Genomic DNA, 17,180 nt, shown 5'->3' with positions numbered 1-17,180 from the left:
ACGGCATCATCCAAACCGCACGCCGCCGAGCCCGCGGCTTCCGCAACTTCAACAATCTCAAAGCCATCTGCTATTGGATGGCTGGAGACCTCAACCTCAATATCCCTTCAGCGTTTACCCATCCTGTTTAGCGAAGCGCCCCAACGATCAAGCCAAGGGAGGAGGAGTAAGAGGAAGAGGAGGAGTAGGAACCAGAGCCGCTCCGCAGAGCACATCACTTACCACTTAACGCCTTTCACTTTTCACCTTTTATGAAGCCCAGCACCACACCCTGTCCCTCTCTCTCCACTGTTATCACCCTGCCGGGTCGCGTTGACTCGGCGCTGCTGGCGAAGCATCGCCGCGCGGATGATCCGCTTGTCGTCGTGAAACTGGTGGGCGTGGGAAACACGGCGCCGTATGATTTTCACGACAAGGGCACGCGCTCCTACATCTTCCGCTTTGAGTCGGCTCAAGAGGGACACATCCTGCGTGTGCCGCTGCACCTGTGGCAGGCCGGGAAGGGACGCCTGGCGCATGATCTCATGGAGCAGCGCCGGCTGCCGCACGCGATGGTGGTGACGCTGGATGCTCCGACGGAGGCGAAGCCCACGCCTTTAACAAATCTCACCGAAATGGGCGCAACGGACACGAGCACTGACACCCGAAACGTGGTTGGGCCGGGTGCTGAGCCGACCGTTGCGCCCGCCTCGCTTTCCGTGGCGGCCACGAGCGTGCAGGCAGTGGAGCCGCCGCTCATTGCGGGCATGCCGCTGCATGAGGCGGCGTATGCGCTGGTGGAGCCGCCGAAGCGGCTGAAGGCTCTGGCGGCGCTGCTGGGCGTGGCGGAGGGGGCGCTGCGTGAGGCCATCGGGCAGGCGGATTCGCGGATCGAACTGGCGAACGCAGGCTGGGTGCGGCGGAAGGCGTGAGTGATGCGCTCTCTTTAACCATCCATGACTAACACTGAGCCATTGATTTCAATTTTATGAAGCGGACCCCGACATGCAGCTTTGATGAACGCGCCACCCGGCTGGGTGAAGGCGGAGCTGAAGGAACGAGGACGAGTTCGAGTAGGAGGACGAGGACGAGCCGCTGTTGATGACACTGCATTTTTACTTTGACCACAAATACCAAGAGATAACACAAACAACCACACGACTATGAAACCACCTGGAATTCACCCCTTGAAAAATCACCTGCTGCTGGACGTGACGCCGCAGGAGCAGACTACCGCAGCCGGCATCGTGCTGCCAACCGCCGTGCAGGGCGCGAGCACGCGCATGGAGGCCGTCATCGTTGCGCGCGGTCCGGAGTGCGAGTGTGCGGCGCTGGACTGTGGCACGCAGGTTTACGTGGGCCGCTACGCCAGCGGCGAGCTCATGCGCGAAGGCCGCAGCTACCGGCTGGCGCTGGAGACGGAGATCATCGCCACGCTGGACAATGTGAGCATCAGCCTGCCTGAAACCCGCACGACACCCCTCACCACCCTCTGATCATGACTGTACGTGAAACCATCGCCACCATGCTGAGCTACCTGCGGGTGGAGCAGCGCGCCATCCCCTATGCGGGAGGCTCCGACTACGAAGATCCGCTGCCAGATGCGCTGGCCGCGTGCAATGCGGCGCTGCAGCAGATGGCGGCGCTGGGCCCGCTCTTTGCGGCGAAGCAGCAGCGCAGCGCCTACTTCCGCGCGCCCACTCCGGTGGCCGTCAGCGGCCTCACGCACGGCGGCATGACGGCCACGGGAAGTTTTCCCTCATGGGCCGCCGGCTGCTGGGTGGATCTGCCGGGTGATCCCGCCATGAACCGCATCCTTTCCATCACAGGCAGCACCGCCACGCTGCAGTTCCCGCATTTGTCCAGCACGACCAGCGGCACTGCCACGGTGAACGTGGACACGGTGGAGCTGGACGGCGACATCATCACCGTGCTGGAGCCGGTGCGCTTTCGCGGCAGCAAGCGCGTGCTCATCGCTGCGGGCAGCCGTGATGAGCTGTCGCAAAGCTGCGGCGGGGATGTGCGCTACTTCATCGAGTCCGCGATTTCCAACCATGCGGTGAAGCTGCGCATGATGATCTCCGGCTATGTGAGCACGGACACGGTGCTGGAGTTTCAGGCGCGCACCGCGCTGGGAGAGCTGACGCGCGCGGATGTGTACAACAACGACGCAGGCCACACCGATCCCGGCGTGGCGCTGCCTGTCCCGGCGAACTTTGTGGAGTCCATCTTCCTGCCGCTGGCGCTGGATGCCTTCTTTGCCAAGCCGACGATCACGAACTACGACATCCCCAGCCTGCGCAATCAGGACGCGCCCGCCCTCATCCACCAGCAGGCGCAGACCGCCCTGGTGCTGCTGGAGCGCATGCGCCCGCAGGGGAGGAAGCCCACGGGCCTGTGGCCCGCGTGGTCGGCGGGGAGGTATTGAGGGACATTGTTCTCGAGGTCATTGTATTAAAAAACTCGCTGCGCCTTTGCTGCCGGAACGTCCTCGCAGTCGGGCGGTTTGGCGCAGGGGGCGGCGGGGTGTGGCAGTGGTCTCGACGCCAAACACACCCAACCTACGTCCAGAAAGTCCGGCTTGCCATGGCGGCTCATTGCTGGGAGCGCCGATGTCCGCATCGGCTCCGGCGAGCGTCCCTGCACCATCGCCACGGAAAAAAGCTCACAGGCCACACAGCGCTTGCCCGTGCGGCGGAGCCCTGCCCAGAGCCGATAAAATATCGGCGCTCCCAGTACGGAATGGCTGCCATGCGTACGATGGGTGGGGCGACAGCCCGTGGATCCTGCGAAGCAAGCCGTGCGGAGAATGGACCCGTGCATGACTGTTCCGCAAACGCCATGGCGTGCGAACGTCCTCGCAGTCGGGCGGTTTGGCGGAGAGAGCGGTAGTCGATGGACACGCGCTGGACGCCAAACACGGCCGACCTACGACGTGAGATCGCTGCGCCAAGCACACAGACCTGTTTTTAATTGCTCGTGATATTACTTCACCACCTCGATCACCTTCACTGCATCGGGAGTGTGTGGTTTGGGTCTTGGATCATGCCAGCGCTTGCGTGGGGCGGGGGATTTGGAACTGAGCCAGTGGCCGAGGCGATGGCGGAGGGTGGTGAGGGAGTGGTGGGTTTCGGGAGGGAAGGCGGCTTTGCCGGCGTCGTCTTCGTTTTTCTTCACGGTGACGGCGCGCATACCAGGTTCTGCCAGAAGGGCGGCGGCGACGCTTTCGCGGGATTCGCCGGAGAGGGCGGTGTAGAGGGTGAGGTACTCGACGAGCTGCTGTCCGGCGCGGAAGGTTTTGAGCCGGAGGCTGGGCAGGGGACCGGTGGGCGTGCGGTAGAAGAGGGCGAGGTCGTCGGGCTTTTGCAGGGCGTCGGCTTTGCCGATGGTCTGCCAAGGCACCACGCCATCGGCACCGAGGGCCCAGGCCTCCACGCACCAGGCGGCATTGCTGACGCTGGGGGTGCCGAGCGCATTGGAGGTGCCGTACATGTAAACGAGATTGCCGAAGCGGCGGGCACGCTCGCGGACGGATGCGCCATAGGTGCGCAGGGAACCGCTGACGATCTCGGCATTCACTACGCCATCGAGAAAATCGCGCTGCCACTGCGGGCGTGAGATGTCGGCGCGATGCGCGAGGTGGAGGCCGGGGTGGGCGCCTGCGCCTTTCCAGAACTCCAGGCCGAAGCGGCGCAGGGCCCAGAAGTCCTGCGTGTTGGAGGGTTCATCAAAGATCCACGGCGCGGAGCAGCGGTCCCACCTGGGGGTTTTGAAGGAGACTTTGTTGTTGAGGTAGAACTCGAACATGGGCTCGGTCCAGCCTTTGTCATGCAGGTGCTGGACGATGCGTGATGCGGCGTCGCGGAACTGCTGCCAGTAGGCCTCGTCATAGGCGGTCTCGATCCAGTAGCCGCCTTTGAAATGCGGCTCCTGATTCACAGGCCAGTTTTCATTGAGCATGAGGTAGAAGGCCTCGATGGGGACGCCGCTGCGTGGCAGGCCGGTGAAGGCGCTGCCATCAAAGAGCGGGCCGTAGGCGGCATCCCACGCGGTCCAGTCCCACTGGCCGTCGGGTTTGATGACGGGGCCGGCATCGATCTTTCCGGTCCAGTGATAGGGCAGGACATTGAGCGTGGTTCGGTGCTCGTGCGCGAGGCGGTAGAAGGCGCGCTCGTGCCCGGGCAGGCTGTAGGCGTTCATCTGCGGGATGAAGGAGAGGCGGTCTGGCAGGGTGAAGTCCCACACGGTGAGCGTGCATGGGAGCGACTGCGCACCAACGGTGAGCTGGCCGGTGATGCGGCCTGCGCGTGCGTCTTTGGGCACGTGGATCTCGATGCAGGTGGGGCCGGTGGAAGGGCCGGGGACAAGGGGATCCGAATGCTGCGCGACCTGCGGCATGGCATAGGTTTGCACCTTCACCTGAGGGAGGCTGAGGCTGGCGCTGGTGGCGACGGTGAAGTGGATCGTTTCGCCTTTGGCGGCGAAGAAATCGAGCGAGGGCAAGGGCTCGCCAAATTCATCGCGGCAATCGACGGGGAGCTTTGTGGTGGCAGGCAGTGGAATGGCCGGGGGAAGCGTGGCGGGCTTGGCGGCGGTGGGTCTGGTAGATCGTGGTGGCGAGGTGGCGGGCGGGCCGTCTTCCAGCCAGAGGGTGAAGTGGGGGCGGGTGCTTTTTTTGTCGTCCTTGCTGGAGACGTAGCGGTTGAGGAAGGGGCGGTAGGTGAACTTGTTGCCCTCGCGCAGGTACTCGCTGCCCACGTCATCCATGACGGCGAAGCCGAAGCTGCGACCCTCGATGCGGGCCTGCACGACGGCGGGATCCACGGGGATGATCTGCCAGCCGCTCGCATCGCGCGGGGTGGGATCGGCAAAGGCCCAGAGGGAGCCGCCGGAGCCGTTGATGACGGCGGTGATGTCCGGCTGGTCGCCGCCCCAGCGCTGCTGGCCGGTGCGTGCCCAGGTGAAGGAGCTGGCGCCGGGTATTTTCTGGTAGCTGGTGCCGGTGCCTTCGGTCCATTCCTCGGCGATGGTGGAGACGGTCATGCGCTGCAGGACCTCCGCGCCTTCGCCATGCAGATGGAGCTGCGCTTTGACGACGCGTTTGCCTTTGAGCGGAGTGACATCGATGTCCATGAGCGCGAGTTCCTGCACGCCTTTGAACTTCATCTTGGGAGAGGCACCATTGCTGCCCTCGACCTCGGTGGGGTAGGAGGAGACCCAGGTGTCGCGAGAGATGTCAATGCGGAAAGGCTCAGCGGCGAGGGCGATGGTGGCTATGAACGCGAAGGCCAGCGTGAGGCGGGTGATGGAGGATTGTTTCATGGCCAGAACTCCTTCACGCTGCGCTCCCATTCATCGGCGAGGATTTGATGGCCGGAGTAGGTGGGGTGGACGTCGTCCCAGATCCAATGGATGGCGGGGGCGCGTGCGGTGGCACGATCCAGCGCGGCCTGGAAATGCACGAGGGCGGCGCCGTGTTTTTTGGCAAGGCGTGCGACGATTTCCTGACGCTTGACGATGTCGGCATTGGGTGAGCCGTGCTGCGCATCGGTGGCGAGGTGGTTGACGACGAAGGGTTCGCAGAGCACGAGCCTGAGCTTTGGATTGGCGGCTTTTGCCTGCGTGATGAGCTTGTCGTAGGTCTGCTCGTAGATTTCCAACGGCACGCCGCGGCTTTTGTCGTTCACGCCGATGAGGATGCTGAGCAGGTCCGGCTTGAGATCGAGCGTGTCCTTCTGCCAGCGTTTTTCGAGATCGAGCACGGTGTTGCCGCTGATGCCGCGATTGATGAACTCGAGTTTGGCTTCTGGAAACGCCGCACCGAATTTCGCGGCGATGATGAAGGCGTAGCCGTGGCCGAGGATGTGGTTGGGGTCGGCGCTGCGGCCGCGATTGCCATCGGTGATGGAGTCTCCCTGGAAGAGGATGCGCGCGCCGGGGGTGAAGGCTTTGAGGGGCTCCACGGCATGGAGCGTGGTGGCCAGTGCGAGCAGGAGCGTGGTGAGGAAGGGAAGCGGGTGGGTCATGAAGGAGGTGCTGCGGGTTTCACTCATACGCCATTTTGAGCTCACTCTCGCGGTGCGGGGCGGAATCAATCAAAGCACCGGAATCACCCGATGCGCAGGCTTTCCCAATAAGCCGCACTCCGGGGCGGAGGTAGGCGATGAGGTCGCGGACTGCGTCGTCTTTGAAGGGTTTGAGAAGGCATTAGGGCATCATTGAAGAGCAGGCGTTTCGTGGTCTTGGTGGCGCTGCGTTTAGGCCAGTGAGAGGGGTAAACAACTATGTCTGGCGAATCAGCCATAAACGGCTATAATCGGCCAAATAATCAGTCAAGACAGCCATGTTGCCCCCCGTTTTCAGCATCACCCCCGAGATCCTCCGCCTCATCGCCGAGCTGGACGAGTTCAAAGGGCAGTGGCGCATGATTCGCAGCCTTTCACCAGAGAAACTCACTTCGTTGCGCAAGGTCGCCACCATCGAGAGTGTGGGCTCCTCCACACGCATTGAGGGCTCGAAGCTCACTGACCGCCAAGTCGAGGACTTGCTTGGCCGATTGCACATCACCGAGTTCAAGACACGCGATGAGCAGGAGGTCGCCGGTTACGCCTATGTCATGGATCAGGTGTTCGATGCCTTCGAGCAGATCCCCGTCACGGAAAACATGATCGGCCAGCTCCATCAGGACCTCTTGCGTTACAGCACCAAGGACGAGCGCCATCGCGGCCATTACAAGACACTGCCGAATCACGTCGCAGCCTTCGATGCCGATGGCAAAGAGATCGGCATCGTTTTCCAGACCACCTCGCCGTTCGATACCCCGCGCGAGATGGAGACACTCGTCGCCTGGGTCATCAAAGCCGACCGCGAGCGTTCCCTGCACCCGCTGCTGCTCATCGGCAGCTTCATCGTCGTTTTCCTTGCCATTCATCCGTTTCAGGATGGCAATGGCCGCCTCTCCCGCGTGCTCACCACGCTCATGCTCCTCCGCGCCGGTTATGGCCATGTGCCCTTCAGCTCACTGGAGAGCATCATTGAGGCATCCAAAGAAGGCTACTACCGTGCCCTCCGCCGTACGCAGACCACGCTCAGCTCCAAGAAGCCCGACTGGGAAGCCTGGCTCATTTTCTTCCTCCGCTCACTGGTGAAGCAAAAAGACGCCCTCGCCAGGAAGATCGCGCTCGAAGACACCCACGCCGTCGACCTCCACCCGCTCGCCAGGAAAATCGTCGCCCTCCTGCCCGATCACGAAACCCTCACGCTCAGCCAGATCGTGAAGCTCACCCAAGGCAAACCCAGCACCGTGAAGCTGCGGCTGAAGGAACTCGTGGAGAAAGGCTACCTCGTGCCGAAGGGGCAAGGGCGCGGGGCGCATTATGTGAGAAAATGAGCTTTACGCCACAAGCGATTAAGTGCGTCCCTAACGGCATCACCGCCGCCCTGTATGCACAGCAGCTTGTGCTTCGATCCAATTAATTTTCGCCTTCTGCTGCCTCAAAATTCGGTGCGAGGACAAAACGAAGATTGTGTTCTCATTTGCTGATGTGCATTCCAGCTGCCGCGCAAATGAACTACTTGGCTGGCAGCGCATAATAGGCGCATTCGGCGAAGAAGAGTTCGGCCATGTTGAGCTTGGAGTAGTCGTAGTGGCGGAGGGCTTGATAGATGAGTTCGCGGTTTGAGTCGTCGCGGAGGAGGGCGACGATGGCGGCGGCGGCGAGAGGGTTTTTCATGTAGCGGGCCTCGTAGTCTTTGCGTTCGCCACGCTTGGTTTTGTCGGAGATTTTGGCGAGCTTGGCGGCGTCTTCCTGAGTGGGCTGGGGGTGCCAGGTGGAGTATACTTTGCGCCAGTTGGCGTTGCCGAAGATTTTCTTGTCGTTGTTGTCGAAGGTCTCGTAGCCTTTGATGGCAGGGAGGGCGTTGGTGGCGTTGACGGTGAGGCCGGTGCGGTAGAGCGCGCGGAGGCTTGCGTCTGTTTCCATCTCGAGGAGCTGGCTCAGGGAGTACTGGCAGCCGACGTAGATCCAGAGCTGGGATTGATCGATGTGGGCGATGGCTTCGCGATCGTAGGGATAGCCGAGGGCGCAGATTTCGGCGCGTGTTTTGCCGCCGGGTGCGGGGCGCTCGGCGAGGGCTTTGTGGTAGCGCTCCAGCCAGATTTTGTCTCCGGTGATTTCGTGGGTGGCGCGGAGGAGGTAGAGGTAGCGGACGGCATCGCGGAAGAGGTGGCCGGTGAAGCCGCCGCGGAACTGGCCTTTGAAATCGCCTTCACAAGGAATGCGCCACTGCGTGGCCTGGAGTGCATTGGCGACTTCTTTGACCTTGGTCACGATTTGCTGGCGCTCTTCAGCGGTGGGGATGCTGCTCTTTAAATAGGCGTGCAGGCCGAGGAACCAGGGGTGCGTCTGATCGTCTGAGCTGAGCGGGTAGTGGCACACGCCATCGGTCCCGATGCCGCGTGCGATGAAGCCGGGGACATCGGAGACGGAGGCGCATTTCATGAGGCCCTGCGCGAGGCGGCGTGCCTGATCGGTGTCTGCGGGGGCATTGCTGCGGGCGCGCGCGCAGGCGGCGGAGAGGTAGAGGCCATTGAACATGGGGCCGTTTTCGATGGGACTCCACCAGCCGATGGCGTTGGGCCTGCCGAGCTTGCAGTCTTCGGGCGTGGGGAGATCGCCCACGAAGTCGCGGATGATGCCGTGGGGATCGACGAAGCGGCGCCAGAGTTCGGTGTGGGCCTGATCGATGACCTGGTAGAGCAGTGGCGGCGTGGTCTCTGCGGCGGGCAGCAGGGCGTGTGTGGCGAGCAGCAGGGCGGTGAGGGTGCGGAAGGGGAGCGTCATGGGAGGTGGATGCAGAAGAGGGTGCGTGCGTGGGGCGGATGAGGCTCACGCCATGGTGTGGTATGCCGCGCCCTAAAATCAGGCGGGGGAATGTCAACGGGGTTTTGGTTTGTGCAGGGGGAACGTCTGGTGGGAATGGGCGGGTATTGAGCGTGCGCCGGGGGCTGTTTTTCATGGCGCTGGAAGGTGGCGAATGCGCCATGATTGAGACTCACACGATCAACCAGCACACACACCGGCACGCCCCTTGTATCGAGGGCGGGGAAAGTGATGCATTTCGCGCTGCGGGAACTGGAGCCGCAGGTCAGAGCAGACGACTCTCTGCGTTGCATCATGCTCTCGACAAACCGGGCCAGCCTTGATACAATTCCACCACCATGACCCGAGTCGCCATTCAACTTCCCGATGAACTAAACCAGTTCGTGAACAAATCGGTTCAGGCCGGTGATTTTCACAATGCGGACGAATTTTTCATCAGCGTCGTGTCAATGTACAAGGATCAGGTCGAAGAAGGACTCAGCGAAGCTGACCAAACAAAGCTCGAAAGTCTCCGCCGTGATATCCAAGTCGGAGTCGATCAACTCGACCGTGGCGAAGGAAGCGAAATGGATTGGGATGCGTTTTTTGCAGATCGTCACCGCGCCTATGCAGATCGTCACAGCGTCTCATAGCCATGCCTGCGGTCGTCTATTCGAATGTCGCCAAGGCTGATCTGCGTGAGATTTGGGACTACGTTTCTGCCGACAGCCAGCTCCAGGCTGACAGGCTCCTCGGGCGGATTCGATCCAAACTCGAACATCTTGCCAGATGGAACACCCTTGGCCGCCCTCGGCCAGAATTATCGCGGAATTGCCGCAGCTATCCCTTTGGCAAATACTGCTTCTTTTTCCGACCTGTTGACAATGGCATCGAGGTCATTCGGGTGATTCACGCCGCGCGTGATCTCGATCAAATCGAGTTCCCCGAATAACACCAGACGAGACAATCATCTCATCGTTTCTGGCAAGCCCCGCGCATCAAGATTTGGCGCGTGGATTCATGCCCACTTCCCCAGTAGCAGCAGTCGTAATAAAGCATCCTCGAAGGACTTGCCCAGAAAATAAGGCCGGGCCATGTCTCCCCATAAATAGACATCGCCCGCTTCTCTGAGGAGTAAAATGCAGCGCCCTTCGTGTGTCTCCCCAAGCGGAAAATAGACTGCGCTGAACTTTTGCTTGAGACGGTTTATTTCTAATCCCATTCCCTTCGCCACGCTTGGATCAATATGAATATCGCAAGCTCCTCCTCGCCCATAGAGACCTTTTCCATTGATATTGAGACCATAATACTTTCCAAGTGCTTCCTTCGCCAAAGGGAAGCATTCGAATTCATCGAAATCATTCCATGGCACATCGATCTGACGGTTCTCCTTCCAGCCGCTTCTTGAGAGAAGCCACTTCAACAACCACTGTTTAAATCGATTTTGATGAGCCATAAAAGATGACAAGCATTTGGCAGCAATCCACAGCCTCGATACGCGGGCATCTCGTGATTGCAAACAGCAGAGCCCTGCGAGTGTGTGGCGCAGAGCGAATTTGGAGTGCAGCTGCGAAGCTGCCGCTTTCGTGAGTCTCGTTGTGGCGAACTTCCCATCTTGAACACCGAAAGTCAGCCACTCGCCGAACGACGGCGCGGTGCGGCTCAGCGCCCCACCTCTCGCCGAACCCTCGAATAACCAGCGCGTAAACGATTCACGCCATGCTGCGCAGAACGGGATCATCTTGATCGCCGTTTGGAAGCGCTGTGCGTATGAGCGGGCGGGAAGAGAATGAGTCAGGATGATCCCTCTCCTGCCGGAGGCGTGGGCTTCACGCCACCCAATCATCGCCGCAAGCTCGCGCACCCGCCTTGCGTAAATCATTTGCCCGCACCGGTCTCCTGCGGCAGGTGCGCCACGGTTTTCCCCTTCATTTTCGCCTTCGCTCTGATCCATCCATGAAATACCCAGCCTCACGCAGTCTGCCTCGTTTTCGATTGAAGTCCGCCCTGCTCGCGCTCGCTCTTGCTTGCTTGGCTCAGGCTGAGCTGGCCCATGCGGCCAAAGACCCCACGGACGTCACGGCTGTCGTTGCGGGCGCGGTGAAGGGTGACAAGCTTTCGATCACCGCGGGCAACGATCTCTTTGGCGACACGGCCTCGGGCGTGCCGAAGAAACTCCACCTCGAGTACACTCTCGGCGGCGAAAAGCTCACGCGCGATGTGGGCGAAAACAGGAAGCTGGAAATCGTGGCACCGGCAGGAAAGCACCTCGTCATCACGAAGGCCACCTATGGACCTGCGGATGGCTCGAAGCCGAGGAGGGTGGCCGCTGTCACGGAAAATCCGGGCGAGGTGCTCAGCACGCTGCCGGGTTTCAAGGTCGAGCTGGTGCGCAAGGCGGACGCGGCTACGGAAGGCTCGTGGATCTCCATCACGAAAGATCCCCAGGGCCGCCTGCTGCTCGGTGCGGAACCGAAGGAACCCATCTCGCGACTGACGCTCAAGGACGGCAAAGTCACCAAGGCCGAGATCCTCAAAATCCCGCTCAGCGAAGTCATGGGCATGCTCTTCGCCTTTGACAGCCTCTACATCAATGGCCGTGGCACCACCCCCGATGGCAAGAATGTCTATGGCCTGTGGCGCTGCACCTCCACCACGGCGGAGGAGGCCTTCGACAAGGTCGAGTTCCTCCGCGAATGGCGCGGCGGCGGCGGCGACCACGGCGCACACACCATCCTGCTCAATCCTGACAAGAAGCACCTCAATGTGCTCTGCGGAAATTTCGTCGATGTGCCGGCCGATGTGCTGCCCAGCTCCCCGCACAAAAACTACGCGGACGATCTCGTGCTTCCGCGCGCGGAAGATGGCAACGGCTTCGGCGCAGGCCGCAAGCCCCCGGGCGGCTTCGTCGTCCGCATGGACCCCGATGGCAAGAACTGCGAACTCATCGCCAGCGGCGAGCGCAACACCTACGGCGTCGCCTTCAATCACGATGGCGAGCTCTTCGGCTTTGACAGCGACATGGAGTGGGACTGGGGCACGCCGTGGTATCGCCCGGTGCGCGTCTATCACGTGACCAGCGGCGCGGATCACGGCTTCCGCGAAGGCGCGAGCAAGTGGCCCGAGTATTACCACGACAGCCTGCCCGCCACTGTGACCATCGGCATCGGCTGCCCCACCGGCGTCGGCTTCGGCACGGGCGCGAAATTCCCTGCGAAGTACCAGCGCGCCTTCTTCATCCAGGACTGGACTTACGGCCGCCTCATCGCCGTGCATCTCACGCCGCAGGGCGCCAGCTACGGCGGCACCTGGGAAAACTTCGTGGCCCCGAAATCACTCCATGAGAAATCCGGCAAGACGCCTCTCAATTTGACCGGCCTCACCATCGGCGATGACGGCGCGATGTACTTCACCATCGGCGGCCGCCACACCCAGGGCGCGCTGTTTCGCGTGACCTACGAGGGCACCGAATCCACCGCACCCGCAGACCTCCACGAAGTCGCAGGCGCTGACTCACGCACGCTGCGCCACCAGCTGGAAGCCTTCCACGGCCATGAAGACGCCACCGCCGTGGACACCGCTTGGCCTCACCTCGCCAGCGATGATCGCTTCATCCGCTACGCCGCACGCATCGCCATTGAGAGCCAGCCCATCAGCTCGTGGAAAGCACGTGCTTTAGCCGAAACGAATCCCACCGCAGCGCTGACCATCCTCCTCTCCGTGGCACGTCTCGGCGGCACCGAGGCCCAGGGAGATCTCTTCAAAGCGCTCGCGAAGGTTCCCCTCACGCCGACCAAGCTCTTCAAAGATTTCGAAAAGATTCCCCTCGTGAAGGTCAAGAGCCATGAGCAGCAGCTTGAGTTTATCCGCGTCATTGAGGTCGCCATCAGCCGCATGGGCAAGCCCGCCGCTGAAATCGCCGCGCCCATCATCGCGCTCCTCAGCCCGCTGTACCCTGCGCCGAGCGTCGCGCTCAATCGCGAGCTGTGCCAGACGCTCCTCGCGCTCGATGCACCGGACACCATCGCCCGCACGCTCAAGCTCCTCGCCGCCGCACCCACGCAGGAGGAGCAGCTGAATTACGTCGTCGCCCTGCGCACCATCACGAATGGATGGACCCCCGAGATGCGCCGCCAGTACTTCGCGTGGTGGGCGCAGAAGCGCACTACTGCGCAGCATCCCGCGACCACGCTCCAGTGGTTCACCGATGCCGGCCGCGACTTCAGCGATGGCGCGAGCTTTTCCAACTTCCTCGTCAAGATCCGCCGCACCGCCATGGCCAACGTGCCGCCGCAGGAGCTCGCCGCGCTGCAGCCCGTGCTGGATTCCTGGATCGAGCCCGCGCCCAAGCTCAAGAAGCCCAAGAAGGACCGCACCTTCGTGAAGAACTGGCAGATGTCCGATCTCGTCGACGATCTCGACAAACTCAGCAAAGGCCGCAACTTCGCGCAGGGGCAGGACGCCGTGAACGGCACCCTCTGCCTCATGTGCCACCGTATCGGCGATGAAGGCGGCTCCGTCGGCCCGGATCTCACCGCCGTGGCCAGCCGCTACTCGCCGCAGGTCATTCTCGAAGCCCTCATCGAGCCTTCGAAAGTCATCTCCGAGCAGTATGCGAACACCGACATCACGCTCAAGAACGGCACCTTCCTCACTGGTCGCATCGTGGGTGACACCGATGACAAGATCATCCTCCGCCCCAGCATGCTCGCGCCAGACACCAAGGAGATCAGCAAGGCCGACATCAAGACCAAGGAGACCTCCAAGATCTCGCCCATGATGCCCGGCCTGCTCAATACCCTGACGAAGGAGGAGATTCTGGATCTGCTCGCGTATTTCCAGGCCGCCGGAAAGCCTGAGGGTGCGGCGTTCAAGAAGTAGCGGAGATGAAACGCTGACCGCCGCCCAAGAAGGCAAGAGTAGCACGGGCAATCCTGCCCGTAAGCGGTGCGCTCTCCACGGGCAGGATTGCCCGAGCTACTTCAAGCCTTCGCCGCGCATCGCACCCTCATATCACGAGGAATGAAAAACAGGTCTGTGTGCTGGGCGCAGCGGGCTCAGGGCGTAGGTCGGTCGTGTTTGGCGTCGAGCGCGTGTGCATCGACTACCGTCCCCTGCGCCAAACCGCCCGACTGCGAGGATGTTCGCACGGCGTGCTTCGAAGGATCCACGGGCTGACGCCACACCCATCGTACGCATGGCAGGCATTCCGTACTGGGAGCGCCGATATTTTATCGGCTCTGGGCAGGGCTCCACCGCACGGGCAAGCGCTGTGTGGCCTGTGAGCTTGTTTCCGTGGCGATGATGCAGGAACGCTCGCCCGGAGCCGATGTGGACATCGGCGCTCCCAGCAATGAGCCGGCATGGCAAGCCGGACTTTCTGGACGTAGGTTGGGTATGTTTGGCGTCGAGACCACTGCCGCACCCCGCCATCCCCTGCGCCAAACCGCCCGACTGCGAGGATGTTCCTACGCCTTGTTGTTTGCGGAACGCTGATGGACGGGTCCATTCTTCGCACGGCGTGCTTCGAAGGATAGAGCGGTTGGCAAAACTCATTTCCGTTTAGCAGGCTGTTTCTTGATCGAAGATCATGGGCTTCCTTCTTCGCTCTCCTGCGTCGAGCTACGCAGGACACGTCGACGACGGCTGGCTGAGGACAGCCAGCCCTACCAGCACTGGGTATGCGAGCGCCCAGCGCGAGGTAGGAGGCTTGTCCTCAAGCCGCCGCTTGATCGATGATCATGGGCTTCCTTCTTCGCTCTCCTGCGTCGAGCTACGCAGGACACGTCGACGGCGGCTGGCTGAGGACAGCCAGCCCTACCAGCACTGGGTATGCGAGCGCCCAGCGCGAGGTAGGAGGCTTGTTCTCAAGCCGCCGCCGAGCGTCTCCACGCTCGCTTTACGGAAATCAGTTTTGGAAAACGTTATATGAGGGCTTCGCCGCGACCGTCCTACGCCATCATGCCCACCTCTTCTCGCGAAGGGCCGTTTGACTTCAGGACTCGTTTCCAACGGCTCGTGGTATGAGATGGCTGCGCCGTGAGAAAGAGACTTCGGCACGGCGGCGTATCTTTGCGCGCTCCGGACGCCACCGGTTTTTCGCCACCCCTCTTACGCCATGCTCAAAATTCTTGCTCCTGCTGATCACGCCAGTCCGCTCTGTGATGGGGTGTCGCGGCGGAACTTCCTCAAGATCGGCGGACTCGGATCGATCGGGCTTTCGCTGCCGAAGCTGCTCGCGCTGGAATCGCAGGCGGGCATTGGGAGTTCGCATAAGTCGGTGATTCTCATCTACCTGGTGGGCGGGCCGCCGCATCAGGACATGTTTGACCTCAAGCCGAATGCGCCACGGGAGATCGCGGGGCCGCACAAGCCCATCGGCACGAATGTGCCGGGCATTGAGATCTGCGAGCTCTTCCCGCGCATGGCGAAGATGATGGACAAGTTTACCGTCATCCGCTCGCTGGTGGGGGCGCAGGCGGGGCATGATGCGGTGCAGTGCTACACGGGGCATGTGCCCACGGGAGTGGCGCCGCCGGGAGGATGGCCGCAGTTTGGCAGCGTGGTGGGCAAGCTGCAGGGGGCGAAGGACCCCGCCGTGCCGCCGTTTGTCAGCATGTGCTACGACTGCACGCACGGCCCGTACAATGAGCCGGGCCCGGGCATGCTGGGCGCTGCGCATGGCGCATTCCGGCACATGGGGCCGAGCCGGGGAGATCTGACGCTGCAAGGGATCACGTATGACCGGCTGGCGGATCGCGCGCGGCTGCTCGCCAGCATCGACCGCTTTCGCCGGGATGTGGACTCAAGCGGCCGCATGGAGGGCATGGATGCCTTCACGCAGCAGGCGATGGGCGTGCTGACTTCCTCCAAGCTGGCCGATGCGCTGGATCTTTCCAAGGAGGACCCACGCATTGTGGCACGTTATGGTATGGGCGACACGGTCAAGCGGATCGACGAAAACGGCGCGCCGCGCGTGCCGCAGAGTTTCCTCACGGCACGCCGTCTGGTGGAGGCCGGGGCGCGCGTGGTCACGGTGAACTACAGCAAGTGGGACTGGCACGGCGGTGCGGGCAACGACATTTTCTCCCGCGAGCGCGAGGACTTTCCCATCTTTGACCAGGGCATCACGGCGCTGATCGAGGATCTGCATCAGCGGGGCATGGACAAGGACTGCACCGTGCTGGTGTGGGGAGAGTTTGGCCGCACGCCGATCATCAGCAAGCAGGTGGGGCGTGATCACTGGCCGCGTGTGGCCATGGCGCTGCTGGCGGGCGGTGGCATGCCAAACGGCCAGGTCATCGGCTCCACGGACCGCCTCGGTGGCGAGGCCGATAGCCGTCCGGTGACCTTCCCCGAAGTGTTTGCCACGCTGTACCGGAACCTAGGGATCGACGTGAACACCGCGACGGTGACCGACAACAAAGGCCGCCCGCATTACCTCGTGGAGAACGGCGCGCAGCCGATCCGGGAGCTGATTTGAGGTGTGGGGGGGGCATGGTAATCATCCGCTGTGCATGCGGATGAAGGCGTCGCTGCCTGTGATTCCTGCTGCGTGCCAACTCGCAGGCACCTCTTGAAATTGAGCCTGGGGGCCTTTACACTGCGCCCATGAGTGCCATCACTGCCACCCTGGACCTGAAAGACGACATGACTGCCGTCGTGACGAACATGCTTCGTCAGTTTCCGAAAGGTTCTCGCGTGAAGCTGGCGATCTCCGAAGTGCCGCCTGCAACGCCGGTGCCGAGTCTTGAAGAGTGCCGGCAGATGATCGCCACCGCACGACAGAAGGCCCCGCGCGGTCCGTGGACAACGACTGCGGCGGCCATGAAGGCCCTGCGGGAAGGTGAGGGGGATTGAGATGGCGTGGGTGAGGCGCGGCTTCATGCTTCACCTTCGACATTGTCAGACGGGGCCGTGGCGGCAGGTGAGGGTTTTGTGATTGATGTTCCGACTCGTTTTTAACGGCTCGTGGTATGAGGTGTAAAACGCGGGCATTCCGTGCTGGGAGCGCCGATATTCTCTCGGTTCTGGAGTGCGCTCCGCGAGGTGAGCACACGCCGCTTTTCCAGTGAGCTTCAATCGCTGTCGATGCGTCCAGGGACGCTCGCCCGGAGCCGATGTGGACATCGGCGCTCCCAGCCATGAGGTGCGCCGAGCAGGAGTACGGCGATGATGCTATGGGGACCGAGGCTGCTCATGGTCGTGGGTGGCGGCTTCTTGGAGCGGGGGCTTCATCCGCCAGCGGCGATAGCCGAGATAGAGGAAGAGGAGCCAGAGCGGGACTGCGACTGCGGGATGGCTGAATGAATCGCTGAGTGAATGTGCCGAAGCATCACT

The 17,180-nt window shown here is 61.9% G+C and carries 13 protein-coding genes; 9 read left to right on the top strand and 4 right to left on the bottom strand.

Going from position 1 to position 17,180, the window contains the following annotated elements:
* Window positions 1-251: 251 nt before the first annotated feature.
* The 3 genes from ACILSL_RS24750 (at window position 252) to ACILSL_RS24740 (ending at window position 2,407) form a co-directional block, all read left to right on the top strand.
* Window positions 252-911 (top strand): hypothetical protein, encoded by a 660-nt coding sequence (locus ACILSL_RS24750; protein ID WP_395734756.1) that lies wholly within the window; start codon window positions 252-254, stop codon window positions 909-911.
* Between the two features lie 255 nt (window positions 912-1,166).
* On the top strand, window positions 1,167-1,475 hold the full coding sequence (locus tag ACILSL_RS24745; RefSeq protein WP_395734755.1) for a hypothetical protein: 309 nt from the start codon (window positions 1,167-1,169) through the stop codon (window positions 1,473-1,475).
* A 2-nt stretch (window positions 1,476-1,477) separates the two neighbouring features.
* Window positions 1,478-2,407 (top strand): hypothetical protein, encoded by a 930-nt coding sequence (locus ACILSL_RS24740; RefSeq protein ID WP_395734754.1) that lies wholly within the window; start codon window positions 1,478-1,480, stop codon window positions 2,405-2,407.
* A gap of 557 nt (window positions 2,408-2,964) precedes the next feature.
* On the opposite strand, the gene ACILSL_RS24735 is transcribed toward ACILSL_RS24740, so the two are convergent.
* On the bottom strand, window positions 2,965-5,301 hold the full coding sequence (locus ACILSL_RS24735; protein WP_395734753.1) for a hypothetical protein: 2,337 nt from the start codon (window positions 5,299-5,301) through the stop codon (window positions 2,965-2,967).
* Complete coding sequence (locus ACILSL_RS24730; RefSeq protein WP_395734752.1) at window positions 5,298-6,032, bottom strand: SGNH/GDSL hydrolase family protein; 735 nt, start codon at window positions 6,030-6,032, stop codon at window positions 5,298-5,300. The genes ACILSL_RS24735 and ACILSL_RS24730 overlap by 4 nt, the downstream gene beginning before the upstream one ends.
* Window positions 6,033-6,322: 290 nt before the next feature.
* On the opposite strand from ACILSL_RS24730, the gene ACILSL_RS24725 reads away from it, so the two are divergent.
* On the top strand, window positions 6,323-7,369 hold the full coding sequence (locus tag ACILSL_RS24725; RefSeq protein WP_395734751.1) for a Fic family protein: 1,047 nt from the start codon (window positions 6,323-6,325) through the stop codon (window positions 7,367-7,369).
* 181 nt (window positions 7,370-7,550) lie between these two features.
* Here the strand turns inward: ACILSL_RS24725 and ACILSL_RS24720 are convergent, their stop codons facing one another.
* Complete coding sequence (locus tag ACILSL_RS24720) at window positions 7,551-8,822, bottom strand: hypothetical protein (protein ID WP_395734750.1); 1,272 nt, start codon at window positions 8,820-8,822, stop codon at window positions 7,551-7,553.
* A gap of 377 nt (window positions 8,823-9,199) precedes the next feature.
* On the opposite strand from ACILSL_RS24720, the gene ACILSL_RS24715 reads away from it, so the two are divergent.
* Window positions 9,200-9,493: a type II toxin-antitoxin system ParD family antitoxin gene (locus tag ACILSL_RS24715; protein ID WP_395734749.1), complete on the top strand. Its 294-nt coding sequence runs from the start codon at window positions 9,200-9,202 to the stop codon at window positions 9,491-9,493.
* Between the two features lie 2 nt (window positions 9,494-9,495).
* Window positions 9,496-9,792: a type II toxin-antitoxin system RelE/ParE family toxin gene (locus tag ACILSL_RS24710; protein WP_395734748.1), complete on the top strand. Its 297-nt coding sequence runs from the start codon at window positions 9,496-9,498 to the stop codon at window positions 9,790-9,792.
* Between the two features lie 66 nt (window positions 9,793-9,858).
* On the opposite strand, the gene ACILSL_RS24705 is transcribed toward ACILSL_RS24710, so the two are convergent.
* Window positions 9,859-10,794, bottom strand: coding sequence for an SUKH-3 domain-containing protein (locus ACILSL_RS24705; RefSeq protein ID WP_395734747.1), 936 nt, complete (start codon window positions 10,792-10,794; stop codon window positions 9,859-9,861).
* Between the two features lie 2 nt (window positions 10,795-10,796).
* Here ACILSL_RS24705 and ACILSL_RS24700 point away from each other — a divergent pair, with 2 nt between their 5' ends.
* The 3 genes from ACILSL_RS24700 (at window position 10,797) to ACILSL_RS24690 (ending at window position 16,700) form a co-directional block, all read left to right on the top strand.
* The gene (locus ACILSL_RS24700) at window positions 10,797-13,721 is read left to right on the top strand and encodes a heme-binding protein (protein ID WP_395734746.1); all 2,925 of its coding nucleotides are present in this window, start codon (window positions 10,797-10,799) and stop codon (window positions 13,719-13,721) included.
* A gap of 1,237 nt (window positions 13,722-14,958) precedes the next feature.
* The gene (locus ACILSL_RS24695; RefSeq protein ID WP_395734745.1) at window positions 14,959-16,323 is read left to right on the top strand and encodes a DUF1501 domain-containing protein; all 1,365 of its coding nucleotides are present in this window, start codon (window positions 14,959-14,961) and stop codon (window positions 16,321-16,323) included.
* A 128-nt stretch (window positions 16,324-16,451) separates the two neighbouring features.
* A complete protein-coding gene (locus tag ACILSL_RS24690; protein WP_395734744.1) occupies window positions 16,452-16,700 on the top strand; it encodes a hypothetical protein in 249 nt (82 codons plus the stop codon).
* Window positions 16,701-17,180 lie beyond the last annotated feature (480 nt).

Source organism: Prosthecobacter sp., from assembly GCF_044222345.1.
Taxonomy (GTDB): domain Bacteria; phylum Verrucomicrobiota; class Verrucomicrobiia; order Verrucomicrobiales; family Verrucomicrobiaceae; genus Prosthecobacter.
This window is presented reverse-complemented; position numbering and strand designations above follow the sequence as displayed.

Bases quoted from the DNA above. Each gene is read 5' to 3' on its own strand.
- ACILSL_RS24750 (WP_395734756.1), top strand. From the start codon at position 252: ATGAAGCCCAGCACCACACCCTGTCCCTCTCTCTCCACTGTTATCACC.
- ACILSL_RS24740 (WP_395734754.1), top strand. From the start codon at position 1,478: ATGACTGTACGTGAAACCATCGCCACCATGCTGAGCTACCTGCGGGTG.
- ACILSL_RS24690 (WP_395734744.1), top strand. From the start codon at position 16,452: ATGAGTGCCATCACTGCCACCCTGGACCTGAAAGACGACATGACTGCC.
- ACILSL_RS24695 (WP_395734745.1), top strand. From the start codon at position 14,959: ATGCTCAAAATTCTTGCTCCTGCTGATCACGCCAGTCCGCTCTGTGAT.
- ACILSL_RS24735 (WP_395734753.1), bottom strand. From the start codon at position 5,301: ATGAAACAATCCTCCATCACCCGCCTCACGCTGGCCTTCGCGTTCATA.
- ACILSL_RS24710 (WP_395734748.1), top strand. From the start codon at position 9,496: ATGCCTGCGGTCGTCTATTCGAATGTCGCCAAGGCTGATCTGCGTGAG.
- ACILSL_RS24700 (WP_395734746.1), top strand. From the start codon at position 10,797: ATGAAATACCCAGCCTCACGCAGTCTGCCTCGTTTTCGATTGAAGTCC.
- ACILSL_RS24720 (WP_395734750.1), bottom strand. From the start codon at position 8,822: ATGACGCTCCCCTTCCGCACCCTCACCGCCCTGCTGCTCGCCACACAC.
- ACILSL_RS24730 (WP_395734752.1), bottom strand. From the start codon at position 6,032: ATGAGTGAAACCCGCAGCACCTCCTTCATGACCCACCCGCTTCCCTTC.
- ACILSL_RS24715 (WP_395734749.1), top strand. From the start codon at position 9,200: ATGACCCGAGTCGCCATTCAACTTCCCGATGAACTAAACCAGTTCGTG.
- ACILSL_RS24705 (WP_395734747.1), bottom strand. From the start codon at position 10,794: ATGGATCAGAGCGAAGGCGAAAATGAAGGGGAAAACCGTGGCGCACCT.
- ACILSL_RS24725 (WP_395734751.1), top strand. From the start codon at position 6,323: ATGTTGCCCCCCGTTTTCAGCATCACCCCCGAGATCCTCCGCCTCATC.